Raw genomic sequence first — 15,641 nt, 5'->3', positions numbered from 1 at the left:
CCTCGCTCAGGGGTGGGCTACAGGAATGCCAAGCAAGCCGTTCAGCGCGGCCAGGATCGGCTCGGCACCGGAGATGTACTGGCGGTCCTGATGCACGCCACTGGCCAGCTCGCTGCGCACACCCTGCGGCAGCACCAGCTTGGGCAACGACTGGTCCTGCTCGCCGATCTCGGCAATCACCTCGCGGCGTGGCCGCGCGAAGCCGATGCGGCGCACATCCAGCTGCGCGTCGAGGCCGTCGATACTCGACAGTGCCCCTTCCAGCAGCAGGCTGTGCCGGCAGAAGAAACGCTGGCCAGGAATCTGGCCATCCTCGAACTCGCGGTCGAGCAGGAACAGGATGGGTTTGCTTGCTGCGTCCAACGCCACGGGAGTGTCCTCATCAGGGCCGGCAATGCGATGCCGCTTCGATTTCGATGCTAGGGATGCCGGTGCTTGCGGTGGCGATACCAGGCGACAATCGGCGGTCAGATCCGGCCATGCAGATGCGCCTTGGCCATAAGCAAAGCGCCGTCGGTTATGCCGTCAGGCAATGCGTCGCAGCGGCGCCGGTACCGCCGGCGCCTGCACGGCCAGATGCCCGGCCGCACGCTCGGTCGCCAGCGCGACGCGGGCCTGCAACGCTGCACTGTTGATGTGCTCGCCATCAAAGTCGGCAGGCGTGGCATACACCCCGATCGGCAGCGTGTGCGCCTGCAGGAAACTGAACAACGGCCGCAACTGATGGTCGATCACCAGTGCATGGCGCTCGCTGCCCCCGGTCGCCGCCAGCAGCACCGGTGTATCCACCAGCGCCTCCAGCTCGATGAAGTCGACCAGGTGCTTGAACAGCCCCGGATACGACCCCCGATACACCGGCGCGGCCACCACCAGCAGCTCGGCCGCCTCGATCGTCTGCAACGCCTGCTCCACCGCAGGCTCCGCCTCATCGCGAGACAACGACTGCCCCAGCGAGCGCGCGATCGGCGCCAGCTCCACCACCTCCACGCTGGCGTGTACCCGCTGCTGCAACGACGCCAACAGGTGCCGCACCAGCAGCAACGTGCGCGACGTCGCCGAGCTGGTCGGTGACCCTACCACTGCAACCACCTTCAATGCAGAAGACATGAACTGCTCCTCGATGATGCCGAACCCCGTCCGGCCGCCTTTCGCGTTCTGTAGAGCCGAGCCATGCTCGGCTGCTGTTGCCTTTGTAGAGCCGAGCCATGCTCGGCTGCTCCACCTCAGAACCGGTAATTGATCCGCCCGTACCAGAACGTCCCGATCCGGCTCAGCACGTCGCCCGAATCCCACGTCGTCTCGATGCTGGCCACATCGGTAGCACTGCGCGCGTACTCCGGCACCTTGCGCGTGCGCTTGTCGAACACGTTGTTGACGCCCAGCGCCGCGCTCCAGCCCGCACCCAGCTCCACCGCACCTGAAAGGTTGGTCACCAGCACCGGCGGCTGCCTGTATTCCACGCCGTTGTTCAGGCGCTTGATCGGGCCGTAGTAGGTGAAGTCGACATTCGAGCGCCAGCGCCCGTTCTGCCAGCCCAAGCCCGCCACCTGGGTGTAGCTGGGCGTGCGGAAGCGCAGTGCGTACTCGCTGGATTTGGTCAGCAGGTTGATGTTGGGCAGCCCCTGCAGCGCCGCCGGAATATCACTGACCTTCCGGATCGTGGTGCGGCCGACGTTGGCCGCATAGCTCCAGCGCAGCTTGCCCCACGCCGTTTCCTGGTTCGCTTCCAGGGTCAGCTCCACACCGCGTGTGCGGGTATCGCCCACATTGGTGAAGTAGCTGGCGTAGAACGCATCACCCGGCAGGATGCTGATGCCGGCTGAACCCAGCAGCGCATCGATGGTGTTCTTCTGCGCCGCACTCAACACCGTACCGCTGTTGTCGGTGATACGCGCCGGGTCCTGCGCGTTGTAACCGATCTGGCTGGACTGGCCGAGCTGGCCGCGGATGTCGATCTGGTAGGCATCCACGGCCAGGTGGAACGCCGGGCTCGGGTCCCAGGTCACGCCCAGGCTGTAGTTGGTGGCCTTTTCCGGCTTCAGCGGTGTGGCACCCAACGCAATCGCCGCCGGCGAAGACACCTGTGCCACCAGCGTGGTACCGCACGGGCAGCTGCCGGTGGCCTGGTAGAACTGCGCGCCCAGGCTGGGCGCATGGAAGCCATTGCTGACCGTCGCGCGTACACCCAACGCGTCGGTGAAGTCGAAGCGCGTGGTCAGTCTGCCCGTGGACACGCTGCCGAAGTCGGAATGATCTTCCCAGCGTGCAGCGGCATCCAAGTACCAGCGCGCGGTGATGTTGCTGGCCGCGCCCACATAGACCGCCTTGCTGTTGCGCGTCGCCTTCACTGCATCGGCGGTGGAGTAGCCCACGAACGCGGCGGCACCGAAGCCGATGTACGACTCCCACTGCCCGGCGCCGCGTTCGTACTGTTCGTGCTGGTACTCGGCGCCGGCGCTCACTTCCAGCGGCGAAGCGAATGCCGCCACCTCGAAGCCACGGCGCAGGTCCAGGTTGGCGATGCCCTGCTGGTAGTCCAGCTTGCCATCATAGAAGTCAGTGGGCGAACCGGGGTACGGCAGCGAGTAGTTCACCGAATTGCGGGTATAGGTGCGTACCGTGCTGCGGTTGCCGGTCAGGCTGGCGTCGTAGTCCCAACCCGCGATCTGGCCTTTCACACCTGCGGTGCCGGTGTACTGCTTCTCCTTGGTTTCCAGCACTGGCAGGAAGCCATCGGGAAACACGCTCAGCACACCCGGCGCCTTGTAGGTGGTGAAGATGGTCGCCGGCAGGCGGAAATTCTGGATCGCCTGCGCGGTTCGATCACTGGCGGTGGCATTGGCGTAGAACTGCGCGCTCTCGCCCAGGCCATGGCCCACGTTCACCGCAAACGCCTTCAGCGCATACGATGGCGAACTGAGGATGGTGTTGGCCTCGGCATCGCGGTTGGCCTCGGCCGGGTTCGGCGATGCGCCGGCCGGCAACCGGTTGTTCGGTCGCAGCGCGACCAGATTGCCGTTGGCATCTACCGCCGGATAGCTCAGATAGCCATCGATGTAGCGGCGGGTACGGATCGCGTGGTGCTGCCGCGTGGTTTCGCCCGACAGGTTGACGAAGCCATCGGCGCCCCACGGCAGGCCCACGTTGGCACGCACGCTGGTGCGCGCGCCATCGCCATCAATGCTCTGCCCGCTTTCCACGGATAGCTCGCCACCGTGCGCCTGCGATTTCAGGATCACGTTGACCACGCCGGTGATCGCGTCCGAACCATAGATGGCCGACGCGCCATCGCGCAGCACTTCCACGTGATCGATCGCCGAGACTGGAATCAACGCCAGGTCTGCCCAGGCATGGCCGGGGAAACCGCCGCCGTTGGCCCCGCTCACATAGGCACTGGCATTGCGGCGTTTGCCGTTCACCAGCACCAGCGTGTAACCCGGCGAGAGATTGCGCAGCTGGTAGCCACGGATCAGGCTCTCCTGGTCGCTCTGGTAGCCACCGATCTGGCTCAGCGACGGCAGGCTGCGCTGCAACGCTTCCAGCAGGTTGGCCTGGCCGGTCGCAGCAAGGTCCTCTGCGGAAATCACATCGATCGGGGTGGAACTGTTCTTCACCGTGCGCGTGCTGGTGCGCGACCCGGTAACGACCACCGCATCCAGCGTGGACGCTGCCACGTTGGCCGTTGCAGCGGTGGCAGCAGGATCCGCATCGGCGTCAGCCGCATGGCCAGGCGATGCGGCCAGAACGCTGGCGATCAGGACGGCGAGAGTGTTCAGCACAGGGGCGTGGGCAGCAGGCATGGGGGCTCGTGGGGGTGGGCCGGAAACACGCTTCCATTCAAGGGCCTGTTCACCCACCGCGACAGGCGCGATCGCGTCACCCAGCCGTAACATCCGGCCACCCACATGACCGCTGGTAATGACGTTAGGTGGCCGCAACGGTGCGCTGCTGCCTGTAGAGCCGAGCCCACGTTCGGCTGCTCTTCGCGACGGCGTCAGATGCATCCACCCTGCCGGTATTGAGCCGAGCGTGGGCTCGGCTCTACAAGAGGGGAGCGACCGCTCCATATGCCTGGCAGGCATCACCTCATGCCCTCGCACCACGCAGCGCCACGCGTCTGCATCCGTAGCATCAAGCCATGCCCAGCCCACCCGCCGATCCCACCGCACCGCTCGTCGCCATCGTTGCCTGCCACGGCCAGGGGCTGTTCGAATTCGGCTGCGCGGTAGGCCTGTTCGCGCCTGTGCGGCCGGAACTCGGCGTGGCCTGGTACCGCACCCAGCTGTGCGCGGGTGAACCCGGTGCACTGCGCATGCTCGGCAATGCACAGGTGCAGCTGCCCTACGATCTCAGCACTGTTGATGACGCCGACATCATCGTCATTCCCGGATGGCGCGACCCCAGCGAACGCCCGCCGCAGGCACTGCTCGATGCACTCGTCCGCGCCCACGTCCGTGGCGCACGCATCACCTCGATCTGCTCTGGCGCCTTCGTGCTGGCCTGGGCTGGGCTGCTCGATGGCCGCCAGGCCACCACCCACTGGCGCCTCACCGAAGCGCTGGCGCGCGACTTCCCACGCATCGATGTGCGCGAAGACGTGCTGTACGTCGATACCGGCAACGTCATCACCTCGGCCGGCTCGGCCACCGGCATGGACATGATGCTGCACATGGTGCGCAAGGATTACGGCGCGCGCGTGGCCAACCTGGTGGCCGAGCGGCTGGTACTGGCGCCATGGCGTGATGCCGAACGCAGCCAGCGTGTCAGCCGCGCCATTCCGAATGGCGAGCCCTCGCGTCTGGCAAAACTGATGGAATGGATGCGCCGCAACCTGCGCGAGCCGCACTCGCTGGGCAGTCTTGCCGAGCAGGCCGCGCTCAGCCAGCGCACGCTGCAGCGGCAGTTCCTGGAAGCCACCGGCCTGTCACCCATCGACTGGCTGATCCGCGAGCGCGTGGCATTCGCCCGCGAGCTGCTGGAAACCACCGACCGGCCGCTGCAGTGGATTGCCGAGCAGGCCGGCTTTGGTTCGCAGGAGTCGTTCCGCCGGCACTTCCGCGGCCAGGTGGACGCCAGTCCTACCCAATACCGCAGCCAGCATCGCGGCGGAATTGGCGCGGATCGGTTGGTGGGCTGCTGATCCAACGCATCACTCCCCGGTGATGCGTGAGGAAAGGCTCACGGCAGGCTATGGCGACCCACGTATAGTGACGGGCGTCACAAGAAGCCCCTTCCATGCTCCACGCATTTGCCTACTCCAGCCACATGTCGGCTGGGCTTTCCGATGAAATGCTCCGGCAGATCGTCTCCCGCTCTGCCACGTTCGACCGTCGCGTGGACGTTACCGGAGCGCTGCTCGTCGACGGGCAGCGGTTTTTCCAGTACGTCGAAGGTCCGCCCGACGGCCTGGAGGCGGTCAAGCACCGCATCCATGACAGTCGCTCGCATGCTGCCGTCGTGCCGGTACTGGACATGGCCATCAGCGCGCGTGCTGTTCCCTATTGGGCCATGACCCGCATCGACACCGGGCAGGTCGTGGTGTCCGGCCTGGTCAATGCGCGATGGGACGAATTTGGCCATGCCGTTCCGGGCATGGATCAGCTCGTCGGCCTGCTGCGTCCGCACTTTCCGCGCATCGGCCCGCTCAGTGCGCACCATGCGTCCGTCGGATCCAGCTGAACCGCCGCCCTGCGCGCGTAGTCCCACGCGGCCGCGTACTCCCTGCACACGTCATCATTCAAGCCGCGTTACCCATCGTTCCTGCCAGATCCACAGCATGCCTGTACCCGCTCAACCTTCAACGGAAACACGTCCCTCGCCCGCCGAGTTGTTCGAGGTTGTCGTCCTGCGTGCAGGCACCGCCCTGTTCGCGATCGACGTACAGCTGGCCGTGGAAATACGCGGCCCCGAGACCTTCGGCCCTGCGGACCAGCATGGCAGGCGGAGCCTGGAGGTACGGGGGCAGCCGTTGCCGGTGGCCGACCTGCGCAGGCTCAGCGGGCAACCGGCATTCGATGGCGGCAGCCCAGCCATGCTGTTGATCACCGCCGGCACCGCAACCCTGGCGCTGGCGGTAGATGAAGTGCTGGAAATCGAAACACCGGACGCAACGCCAGACGTATCCGCGCCTGCCGAGGGTCGGGTGTTCAATTTCTGCAGCGGGCACGTTCGGGTGGATGCCACACGTTCGGCTGCGCTGATCGAACCGCAGTCGCTGCTGGCCGCGCTCGCGGTGCGGGACTAAGGCGCCTCTGCTCAAGGGCGCCTGCGAACCGGTTCAAACCGCATGCGCCAGCACTGCGCGGCAAAGCCGATCACAAACACCACCGCCAATCCCAGCAACGTGTGCAGCACCACCGGCGCCATCGGCGCCGCAGCAATCGGATGCGCTGCCGGCAACCGTGTCAGCGTTTCATTCACGCCTGGCACCAGCGACAGCAGGAAGCTGAAGGACAGCGCAAACGTCGACACGTAGGGTGCGGCGCCACCCAGCCAGCGCAGCCGGCCGGCCAGCACGCCGCCGAAGGCGATCAGCAGCACGATCACTCCGAATGCGTGGCCCGGGTTGATCCCGCCCGTACTGGAGACGGTGAACGACGTTGCCACCGACAGCACAAGCCCGAGCAGGTACAGCTTGCCGGAGCGTGTCGCGGGGTCGATCGCGCGATGGCGAATGAAGGCATACAGGGCGGCGAACACCGGTACAAGGCTGACGGCCGTGTGGATCACGCCCAGCGTGGACAGAGAGTGCGACATGGAACATCTCCAAGGGTTGATTGAACCTACTAGTAGGTAGACTTCTGAACCAAAGAAAAGGCCTACGTTGCCGCAGGCCCACCACACATCTATCAGGCAGCCGCGCTCACCCGCGCGATGGCCAGCCGTGCCAGCGCAGCAAACGTCGCCGCATCGCCGAAACCGCGCGCGGCCAGCATCGCGCCATGCACCGATGACATGAACGCCTTGGCCTCATCGGCCACCGGACCCTGCAGGCGCAGTTGACCCAGCGCCGCGCCCTTTTCCAACGTGAGCGCCAACCAGCCACTCAGATCCTCGAAATGCCCGCGTACTTCTTCGGCAATCTCCGCAGGGATCATCGGCGCCTCTGCCGCCAGCATCGCGCAGATGCAGAACGAAGACGTGCCACCGGCAATACAGCTCGACCAGTAGTCCACATAGGCGTTGAGCTCCTGCAGCGGGTCGTCCAGCTGCCGGTCCAGCAGCGCCAGGCCTTCGCGCGCCTCGGCCCGGTACAGCTCAACCACCGTGCGCACCAGGTCCACCTTGCTGGGGAAATGGTGATGGATGCTGGCCTTGCTGATGTTCACCCGCGCCGACACGTCGGCGTAGCTGAAACCGTTGTAGCCACCGGCCTCCAGCAGCGAACGGGCGTGGGCCAGGATCTCCTGGGCTTTGGGCGAGAGCGACTCTTTCATGCAGCCAACCTACTAGTAGGTTGAAGCGCTGTCAACTCCCCGCAGCCGGGTGGGCAGCATCTGGTAGTGCCGGCCGCTGGCCGGCCACTGCACGCACCCAACTCCACCGGGATGCCGGCCAGCGGCCGGCACTACCACATCCGGGCGTTCGTGGCCGGTTTTGACATGCAGGTATTTACCTGCATATAGTCCACTCAAGGGCGGCGCCTGCCGGCCCATGCGAGGAACCTGCAATGGTGGATATCGCACACCGGGTCGGCATCAAGGTCCCCGCAAGCCAGGTGTATCAAGCACTGGCCACCCCACCAGGCGTCCCTGGCCGGCCCTGCCGAATGGATCGGCACCCACGTGCGCTTCGCGCTGAAGCAGGAAGGCGACTACTGCATCGTCCTGTTCACCCACGAAGGCTGGAAGGAACGCGTCGAGTTCACCTCCCACTGCAGCACCAAGTGGGCGGTCTTCCTGCTGAGCCTCAAGGCCCTGCTGGAAACCGGCAAGGGTCAGCCCAATCCACACGACATCAGGATCGACAACTGGAACTGAAGACGCCCCGCATGAATGCAGACAAGGTGTTCAAGGCACTGGCCGACCCCACGCGTAGAACGCTGCTGGACCTGCTTTGCGAAGACAACGGCCAGACCCTGGGCCAGCTCTGCGAACACCTGGACATGGCCCGGCAATCGGTCACCCAGCACCTTGGCCTGCTGGAAGACGCCAACCTGATCAGCACGGTGCGCCGTGGCCGCGAGAAGCTGCACTTCATCAACCCGGTGCCGCTGCATGAAGTCTACGAGCGCTGGGTACGCAAGTTCGAGCAGCAGCGCCTGAGCCTGCTGCATGACCTGAAACGCGAACTGGAAGGAGAATGACGATGTCCGCAGAGACCACCCGCTTCATCCACGTGATCTACATCGCGTCCACGCCACAGAAGGTGTTCGAGGCCATCACCCGCCCCGAGATCGCCAGTCGCTACTGGGGCCACGAGAACGTCTCGGACTGGAAACCCGGCTCGCGCTGGCAGCACGTGCGCGCCGACGAAACGCGCTCGGTCGAGCTGGTCGGCGAAGTGGTGGAAAGCACCCCGCCCTCGCGGCTGGTCATCACCTGGGCCGCCGCCTCGCAGGCCGACGACCCGGACGCCTACAGCCGTGTGACCTTCGAGATCGTGCCCTACCAGGACATGGTGCGGCTTACCGTCACCCACGACGAATTGGAGCCCGGCAGCGGCATGGATACCGGCATCCGCCAGGGCTGGCCGATCGTGCTGTCGAGCCTGAAGTCGCTGCTGGAGACCGGCAAGGGATTGGATGTGTTTGCGAAGCCGAGCTGAGTCGTGCCGCTATCGGCGGCGGAGCGCCATCCGCCGCCAGTGCTCCCCATCCGGTCAATCGCTCAATCTGCGCGAACGTCCATAACTGCCATGCACATCCTGCTTGATCCAATCCGCCAGCAGGCGCAGATAGCCGTCGGTGATCCGCGTCGACACGCGGTTGCCCTCGGCATCGGTACGGAACTCGACCATGCCATGGTCGGTGTCGGGGAACAGGTAGGTCTCGATCGGCTGCCCTGACGCGCGCAGGCGCCCCAGGATGGTGCGCGTGGCCGCAATCGGTGCGGCCCGGTCCTGCTCGGCCAGCACCCATAGCAACGGCACCTTCAGGCGGCGCAGCGCAGCCTCGGCGTCGTAGTCCCAGATCAGCTCCAGGTTGTCGAAGCGCGCGCGACCGATCCGGCGCAGGTCAGCGTCGCTCATGCGCAGCATGTCACCGCTGTATTCACCACTGATCATCTTTGCCCACGGCGCGTCACCGATCTTCGCACGCACCCTGGCCAGCGCCTCGAAACCTTCACTGAAATGCGTGCGCATCAGCTGCGCGGTGGCCTCTGACAGCTGCCCGACCTGCTTCATGGCCGCCGGATCCAGTTGCAGGCGGTGCGCCTCGTCGAACAACTGCTCGCGGTCCTCCTCGATGGGCGAGACCACCAGCCCGAAACCGATCGCCACGAAATCCGCCTGCGAACGCGTGGCCGCCAGCGGCGCGATCCAACCGCCCTGGCTGCCACCGAAGTACCCGGCACGGCCGAAGCGACCTTTTGCCAGTTCCCGCGCCTTAGCAAGCGCCGCCGCTGCGTCGTCAGCGAGCAGCTCGAAGTTCTGCGTGTACTCGCCTTCCGAATCGCCGGTGCCACGCTTCTGGTAGGCGAACACCGAGATTCCCTGCGCCACCAGCATGCGTTGGTAGATCGCCGCCACCGCCATCGTGCGTTCCGAGCCATGGACCAGCACCACCAGCGGCCGCTTGGGATCGGCCGGACCGGCGGGTTCGATCAACTGCCCGACCAGCTTGGTTCCGGCACTGGTGAAAGTTGCATCGGTATCGCGGGTGGGCAGTCGTTGCCAGCGCTGCGTGGCCCCCGCAGGCGAGCTGACGCTGACCACATCGCCGCTGCAGCTCACCGGCGCGTTGGCATCGCCGGTGGCGCCACGTCGCCCGTCCAGCATCAGATAACGCTGCCCCGTGGCCGGTGCCGCGGCGGGTATGCCCAGCACCACGATGTTGCCCTGCCCGTCATCGTAGGCACTGACCGTGCACAGCTCGGCGGCTGCAACCGGCAGGCCCGAACACACCAGCACCGCGCTCAACAACGAACGACTCTTCCACCCTGCCATGCCCGTCCCCATTACAGTAAACCCGCGTCGCGCAGGCGCCGGGCGCAGCCTAGCGCGTTCGTTCGCCAGATTCATGTTGCACCCGCTCGCCGTCGCCTTCTGCCATAGCCATACTGGAAGGACGATACGGACTTCAGAACGCCATGCACCCACACTTGGAACACATCGGCACCACCCGCATCCTGCGCGTGGAGCCGCAGGGCCCGATGCTCGATGCCGGCGCCCTACGCAACCTGGTCGGCGATGCCCTCGGGCACCAGGCCGAGTGGATCGCCGTGCCGGTGCAACGCCTTTCGGCGGACTTCTTCGAGCTGCGCTCCGGCATGGCCGGGCAATGGCTGCAGATGCTGGTGAACTACCGCCTGCACTTCGCCGTACTGGGCGACGTCAGCGCCTACCGCGCACAAAGCCCGTCGCTGGATGCATGGATCACCGAGTGCAACCGCGGCCGCGACGGCTGCTTTGTCGCCGATTGGGATGCCCTGCTGGCGCGTCTTCCCGTGTCGGCCAGCTAGCGCGCCGTCCAGCCCCCATCCACCGGCAGCGCCGTGCCGGTGATCTGGGCAGCGGCATCCGAGGCCAGGAACACCACCATCCCGCCCAGTTGCTCGGGCGTCACGAACTGCAGCGAAGGCTGCTTCTCGGCCAACAGCGCGCGAGCGGCGGACTCCTGATCCGTGCCTTCCTTCTCCGCCAACGCGGTGATCTGCTGCTCGACCAGCGCCGTTCGCACCCAGCCTGGGCAGATCGCGTTTGCGGTGATGCCGGTGCCCGCATTCTCCAGCGCGGTCACCTTGGTGAACCCCACCACGCCATGCTTGGCCGCTACATAGGCGGACTTGTTCACCGAGCCGACCAGCCCGTGCACCGACGCGATGTTGATGATGCGGCCGGCGCCCTGTTGCTTCATGTGCGGCAACGCCGCCGCCGTGGCATGGAACACCGCCGACAGGTTCAGCGCCAGGATCGCATCCCACTTCTCGACCGGGAATTCCTCGATCGACGCGGTGTGCTGGATGCCGGCATTGTTCACCAGGATGTCGATGCGGCCCATCGTCGTGACGGCGTGCTCGATCATCCCGCGCACTGCCTCGCCCCGGGAAAGGTCCGCACCATCGTGCACCACCCGCACGCCGAACTCAGCTTCCAGGCGGGTACGGATGCGTTCGATCTCCGCCGCATCGCCGAAGCCATTCAGCACGATATCGGCACCTTGCCGCGCCAGCGCCGTGGCGATGCCAAGACCGATACCGCTGGTGGAGCCGGTGACCACCGCAACCTTTCCACTGAACATGGGTGAGCTTCCATTGGGCGTAGGTGGCCAGTGTAGCTTCACCGGCGCGCCCCTTTAAGCGACGCTACCTTGGTCAATCAACGGTTAGAACGCGTTGGGTACCCGCGGAGGGAAGTGTCCAGCGTTCATTCAAAACGGTACACCTCAGAGGGGGCGCAGTCGTGGCCTGCTAGCGATACTGTCCGACTCCCACATAGGGCAATGCATCCATGCTTTGCCCGGCGGATCGAAATCGAACAGGTCCGAAAATAGCTTCTGCAGCCGTTCTACTCCCCCCACCGCCAACCGGGGGGGGCGCCTTTCATCCAGCAGATGAGGACAAGGACCAACACTACGGCCCACGTGTAGAGCTGAAACGCGATGGGCTCCCGAAATGGAGAGAACAGAAACGGACCCGCCAGCAGCAGGCCGAATGCGACTGCGTACACCAGCCAGCCCTGCCACGCGCACGGCATCCCCCAACCCCATCCGTACTTTTTCCTGGTAAACCAGTACTTCCTGCTGATCATTGCAATCTTCCTCGATGGCCGCCGGTCTCACGTACCTGATCCAAGCATGCTTTGAGCTGTTCATGAAGACGTCGGTCCAGAATCAAGTCAGTATCCCCTCTGGTTGTGACGAGAACAGAGCTACGGTCCGTGCGCAGCACGAAGACGTTGCGACCGTTCTGCATGGGGAACTTGCCAAGTTCAACGCCCCCTGTGCTGGTCCCAAGTTGCCGGTGAGGCAGCGTGATCCTTGAAGCATCGGAAGCGTCCTGCCACGAGACACTGGAAAGCGGGAGCTGCAGTCGGACAAACGCTGCTGACCCAATCAGCTGGCCATCTGTAACGGCGATGTACGCTGTTCGCGCTTGATATACGAGGCCAAAGGCAACTACGACAACAACGGCCAGCGCCGAGCCGAGCGCAATATTCCTGGCTGGCACCCCGCCAGAGCGGGATGCAAACCATATTGTGATCAGAACCACGGCTGCTGCCACGCATATGCCGAGAGGAAGCGCGTAGGCGTGAATCAGGGATACATCCAGCGTCGATCGGCACATCATCAGGAACTACTCCGCAGAGATTGACCGCATGCCATAAACGTAAATCGTCTCGACAATTGTCTCAAATGCGTCTTCGTCACAGGTGACAAGGCCCACGCTTCGCATCGCGCGCAGAAACGAGCGGACCTCGTTCCATGTTACGGGCTTTGCGTGTTCATCGCAGATCATACTTGCACTGCCACGCATGAGAATGCTTCGGCATCAGATACCGCGCAACAAACGCCCATCTCTCATCGATCACATCGGTCGAACATGGGCTGCGCGCTGTGATGCCATTGCAGTGACACTGTTCATACCGAACTTCAACACGCTCTAGAAGAGAACGCTCGCTCGATCAACGGTCGCGAGCGGGTTGGCCTTTCGCACCGCCTCCAGAAAGAGCAGGAAGTCGCGGTTGAACAGCGACAGGTTGTTGGTGAACGTCACGCACTTTCTACCCGATGCTCTGCTGAAGCACACCTGCCAGACATAGCGCGAACAGATGACGTCGGACGTTCGTGTGACTGAGGTGATCTGCGAAAGCGGAACCGCCGTGGGCACCGGCCCACGCCGCAGGTAAAAGGACGCCGCATCAAAGAAGTAGTGCTCCCGATCTTCTTTCCCATCCACCATCACCAAGGTCATGGACCTGCCGGAAATCCGGCGCGGAGCATGCAAACGCAGCCCCGATTTCACGGACGAGCGAGCAGTCGCTGACATTCGCCGAAGGGTGAACCAGAGGATCACCAACGGAAGTGCCGCGAGGACAATGAAACCTGCGGTCTTCAGAACAGTTTCCAGCGTGCTGGGCACACAGATCTCCAGGATGAACGTTCAGGCGATGCCCAAGTAGATCCACGCCATGCGTGGATGCTCTCCCTCAGCGCCCCATCACTTCCAATGATCCGGCCCCAGGAACGGCAGGCTCAACACAAACACCGGAACCGCCACAGGGATCAACGCCGCCCCCAGCACCTTGCCCGCCGCCGAACCCACGCCCGGCTTGTCCTCCCGCTCCGGCAGGATCCGCTGCGCCCGTGCATTGATCGGCTGTGCCAGCTTTCCCTTCTCCGCCAGCGCCGCAGCATCCGGCAACTTCACCCGCTCGCCGTCGCCCTCGAACAGCGCGCTGTAATAGCTGCCGCCCTTCCTTGAAAGATTGCAGGCGCGGTCAAACGCCAGCGCGTAGCGGGTCCGGTCCATCGGCAGGTAGTAGCGCGCCCGCTCCTCCACGGCCTTGGCCTCACGCGAGGGGACCTCAATCCGCTCCAGCTTGAACTGCGCGGCCTGCTCCGCCGTCACCTGCTCCGGCCGCAGCAGCAGCGCATAGCTGCCATGCACCTTGGCCTTGTTGGCCGGGTCACGCCAATCCTCATGGAAGTACATCTGCGCGCAGGCCACCGCCTCGCGCAGCGGGCTGTCCATCAGCGCGCGGTACTCACGGAACGGCGCGGCATTGAAACGCATCGGCTCGTCATAGCGCGGCAGCAGGTACAGCTGGCCGTCGTCGGCCACGAACGCACTGGTGATCTCGCGGCTTGAGGCGTGCTCCTCCGGGCCACTGGCACAGCCGGACAGCAAGCCAAGGCACAGGGCGGAGAGGATGAAGAAGGACGTTCGCATGTCGTGTTCGAGGGCTTCCCTGGGAAAACGGCCCCGCCCGAAGGGACGAGGCCAGCCCGTCATGGTGCCATGCCGGGCTGGCCATGCCCAATCAGTGCGACTCCACCACACCCACGACACGGTCAAACCTGCAGTTGCGCAGATCCTCACGACTCAACCAGAACGTGGCCTGGCCACAATCACCAAAGACCAGGTCAATCGCCGGGTCACACGCCAACTGCAGCAGGCAGACCGCGTCGCCCTCGCCTTCCACGTCGGGCACGATGCCGTGCAAGCGCGGTACGTGCCCCAGCATCTGGTGCACCCGCGTCTCGGCGCAGCGCTTGCGGCCATCAGGCAACGTGCCCAGGCTTTCATCAAACGGCAGATGTTCGTCCTGCAGGTGGCGGTACATCAGTGCAGGTATGCGCGCGGCCGCAGCCGGCGAGCCCGCCGCGTAGGCAACTGCCGCCAGCAGTCCCTTGGTGAACGCCCGGCCCATGCCCAGGTCGGTCAGCGTCATACGCTCGAAGTCGTCGCTGATCTGTCCGATAATCCACTCACGGAATGCCTCCCGCGTTGCATCATCCGGGGCGTCATCCAGACCAATGGCGGCGGCGCGCTTCACCCATGCGCGTACATCGGCGTAATCAATACCCCCGCGCTTGCCTGCACGCCGTTCATTACCGATCACCCGCGAAAGGCGGTCAATGATGATGCCTACCTGGGGAAAATCGGTCTGGTAACGCAGCCATTGCACCGGGAACGTCCACGCAGGTGACTGCGGGCGCTCCCATTCCGTGGCGGCGTCCGCGCGCGGAAACAGGCCCGTGGCCGCCACCACCGCACCCAGCCGCATTTCGTCCTGGCGCGAGGGGTAGATCTCGTAATACGGCCGATCCTCCTCACCCGGCGGCAGCTCCAGCTCATCCGGCCAGGTATCCATGTGCCGCGCCACCAAGGGCCATTGAACATGCACGCACGGCCCGTCTTCCTCAGGCAGCAGCCATGCAGGATTGCGGTGCGCATGGTCCGAAGGGCCTTCATCCAGAATCGGCCGCATGCCGTCCGGCAGCGCACGCACGTGCTGATCGGCCGCGACCTCGGGCGCGTACAGCACTCGCACGCGTTGCTGTGGTTCGTCCGTGTCCCATATCTGCTCTTCGTCGTTCATGGCGAAGAAGAACAGCATGCCTTGCGAGGGCATATCGGGATCCACGCGTGGCAGCTCGGCGCAATCGATCTGCGCCAGGAAGTGCATCGGCGCCGCTTCGCCGTAACTCTCGCCAACCGGCCAATCCATCCCATCGGGCAATTGCGGCAGACCGCCTAGACGGCTGCGGACCCTGGGGAATGCCGCCGGCGGGTAGAAACGCTGCAGCACCAGGGCCGGGGTTCGGTGCTTGGCGAAGAAGGCCTCAAGCACGGCTTCGGCATGGTGGTCGCGCTGGTCGGCGTGGTACATTGAATCTGCCTGAGCATCCATTTCGGTGACGTCCTTTTGAGTCTGGATCGAGCGCCACAGGTATATCACCACCCGGCCTGCCTGTAGCGCCCGGCGATGATCCACTCACCAGCGCGCCAGATTGCTCCTTGGTTGGCGAAATGAGC

Annotated in this window: 16 protein-coding genes and 1 pseudogene; 7 read left to right on the top strand and 10 right to left on the bottom strand. The window is 64.7% G+C overall.

The window, feature by feature from the left end:
• Positions 1-6 precede the first annotated feature (6 nt).
• The 3 genes from A7X97_RS11605 to A7X97_RS11595 all read right to left on the bottom strand — a co-directional run bounded on the left by A7X97_RS11605 (position 7) and on the right by A7X97_RS11595 (position 3,800).
• Complete coding sequence (locus A7X97_RS11605) at positions 7-369, bottom strand: DUF3088 family protein (protein WP_061477874.1); 363 nt, start codon at positions 367-369, stop codon at positions 7-9.
• Positions 370-525: 156 nt separating this feature from the next.
• A complete protein-coding gene (msuE, locus tag A7X97_RS11600; RefSeq protein ID WP_088497291.1) occupies positions 526-1,107 on the bottom strand; it encodes an FMN reductase in 582 nt (193 codons plus the stop codon).
• A 116-nt stretch (positions 1,108-1,223) separates the two neighbouring features.
• Complete coding sequence (locus A7X97_RS11595) at positions 1,224-3,800, bottom strand: TonB-dependent receptor plug domain-containing protein (RefSeq protein WP_111007955.1); 2,577 nt, start codon at positions 3,798-3,800, stop codon at positions 1,224-1,226.
• Between the two features lie 338 nt (positions 3,801-4,138).
• On the opposite strand from A7X97_RS11595, the gene ftrA reads away from it, so the two are divergent.
• From ftrA to A7X97_RS11580, 3 genes are all read left to right on the top strand, one after another.
• Positions 4,139-5,140 (top strand): transcriptional regulator FtrA, encoded by a 1,002-nt coding sequence (gene ftrA, locus A7X97_RS11590; RefSeq protein ID WP_088497289.1) that lies wholly within the window; start codon positions 4,139-4,141, stop codon positions 5,138-5,140.
• 95 nt (positions 5,141-5,235) lie between these two features.
• Positions 5,236-5,679, top strand: a complete 444-nt coding sequence (locus A7X97_RS11585; RefSeq protein WP_111007954.1) for a BLUF domain-containing protein — start codon at positions 5,236-5,238, stop codon at positions 5,677-5,679.
• A 148-nt stretch (positions 5,680-5,827) separates the two neighbouring features.
• Entirely contained in the window at positions 5,828-6,244 is a 417-nt protein-coding gene (locus A7X97_RS11580; RefSeq protein ID WP_245884996.1) for a chemotaxis protein CheW, read from the top strand.
• 11 nt (positions 6,245-6,255) lie between these two features.
• On the opposite strand, the gene A7X97_RS11575 is transcribed toward A7X97_RS11580, so the two are convergent.
• Both A7X97_RS11575 and A7X97_RS11570 read right to left on the bottom strand, forming a co-directional pair.
• Entirely contained in the window at positions 6,256-6,756 is a 501-nt protein-coding gene (locus A7X97_RS11575; RefSeq protein ID WP_072168954.1) for a hypothetical protein, read from the bottom strand.
• 92 nt (positions 6,757-6,848) lie between these two features.
• Positions 6,849-7,436 carry a TetR/AcrR family transcriptional regulator gene (locus A7X97_RS11570; RefSeq protein ID WP_061477881.1) on the bottom strand — a complete coding sequence of 196 codons (588 nt, stop codon included), beginning with the start codon at positions 7,434-7,436 and terminating at the stop codon, positions 6,849-6,851.
• Positions 7,437-7,669: 233 nt separating this feature from the next.
• On the opposite strand from A7X97_RS11570, the pseudogene A7X97_RS11565 reads away from it, so the two are divergent.
• The 3 genes and pseudogenes from A7X97_RS11565 (at position 7,670) to A7X97_RS11555 (ending at position 8,766) form a co-directional block, all read left to right on the top strand.
• Positions 7,670-7,979, top strand: a pseudogene (locus tag A7X97_RS11565) (SRPBCC family protein).
• 11 nt (positions 7,980-7,990) lie between these two features.
• Complete coding sequence (locus A7X97_RS11560; protein WP_005416268.1) at positions 7,991-8,305, top strand: ArsR/SmtB family transcription factor; 315 nt, start codon at positions 7,991-7,993, stop codon at positions 8,303-8,305.
• A 2-nt stretch (positions 8,306-8,307) separates the two neighbouring features.
• Positions 8,308-8,766 (top strand): SRPBCC family protein, encoded by a 459-nt coding sequence (locus tag A7X97_RS11555; RefSeq protein ID WP_088497286.1) that lies wholly within the window; start codon positions 8,308-8,310, stop codon positions 8,764-8,766.
• A gap of 54 nt (positions 8,767-8,820) precedes the next feature.
• Here A7X97_RS11555 and A7X97_RS11550 read toward each other — a convergent pair whose 3' ends face one another.
• Complete coding sequence (locus A7X97_RS11550; protein ID WP_111007953.1) at positions 8,821-10,107, bottom strand: alpha/beta hydrolase family protein; 1,287 nt, start codon at positions 10,105-10,107, stop codon at positions 8,821-8,823.
• Between the two features lie 143 nt (positions 10,108-10,250).
• On the opposite strand from A7X97_RS11550, the gene A7X97_RS11545 reads away from it, so the two are divergent.
• Entirely contained in the window at positions 10,251-10,622 is a 372-nt protein-coding gene (locus A7X97_RS11545) for a DUF4180 domain-containing protein (RefSeq protein ID WP_072168958.1), read from the top strand.
• On the opposite strand, the gene A7X97_RS11540 is transcribed toward A7X97_RS11545, so the two are convergent.
• The 4 genes from A7X97_RS11540 to A7X97_RS11515 form a co-directional block, all read right to left on the bottom strand.
• Positions 10,619-11,401: a 3-hydroxybutyrate dehydrogenase gene (locus tag A7X97_RS11540; protein ID WP_111007952.1), complete on the bottom strand. Its 783-nt coding sequence runs from the start codon at positions 11,399-11,401 to the stop codon at positions 10,619-10,621. The two genes, A7X97_RS11545 and A7X97_RS11540, sit on opposite strands and share 4 nt — an antisense overlap.
• 1,360 nt (positions 11,402-12,761) lie before the next feature.
• The gene (locus tag A7X97_RS11525) at positions 12,762-13,241 is read right to left on the bottom strand and encodes a hypothetical protein (RefSeq protein ID WP_245884991.1); all 480 of its coding nucleotides are present in this window, start codon (positions 13,239-13,241) and stop codon (positions 12,762-12,764) included.
• A gap of 78 nt (positions 13,242-13,319) precedes the next feature.
• Complete coding sequence (locus tag A7X97_RS11520) at positions 13,320-14,051, bottom strand: hypothetical protein (RefSeq protein WP_069139953.1); 732 nt, start codon at positions 14,049-14,051, stop codon at positions 13,320-13,322.
• A gap of 91 nt (positions 14,052-14,142) precedes the next feature.
• Positions 14,143-15,495, bottom strand: a complete 1,353-nt coding sequence (locus A7X97_RS11515; protein ID WP_181503438.1) for a DUF1963 domain-containing protein — start codon at positions 15,493-15,495, stop codon at positions 14,143-14,145.
• Positions 15,496-15,641 lie beyond the last annotated feature (146 nt).

The sequence above is a fragment of the Stenotrophomonas sepilia genome (genome assembly GCF_003244875.1).
Lineage (GTDB): Bacteria > Pseudomonadota > Gammaproteobacteria > Xanthomonadales > Xanthomonadaceae > Stenotrophomonas > Stenotrophomonas sepilia.
The sequence above is the reverse complement of the archived record's forward strand: the minus strand, read 5'-3'. Positions and strand labels throughout refer to the sequence as shown.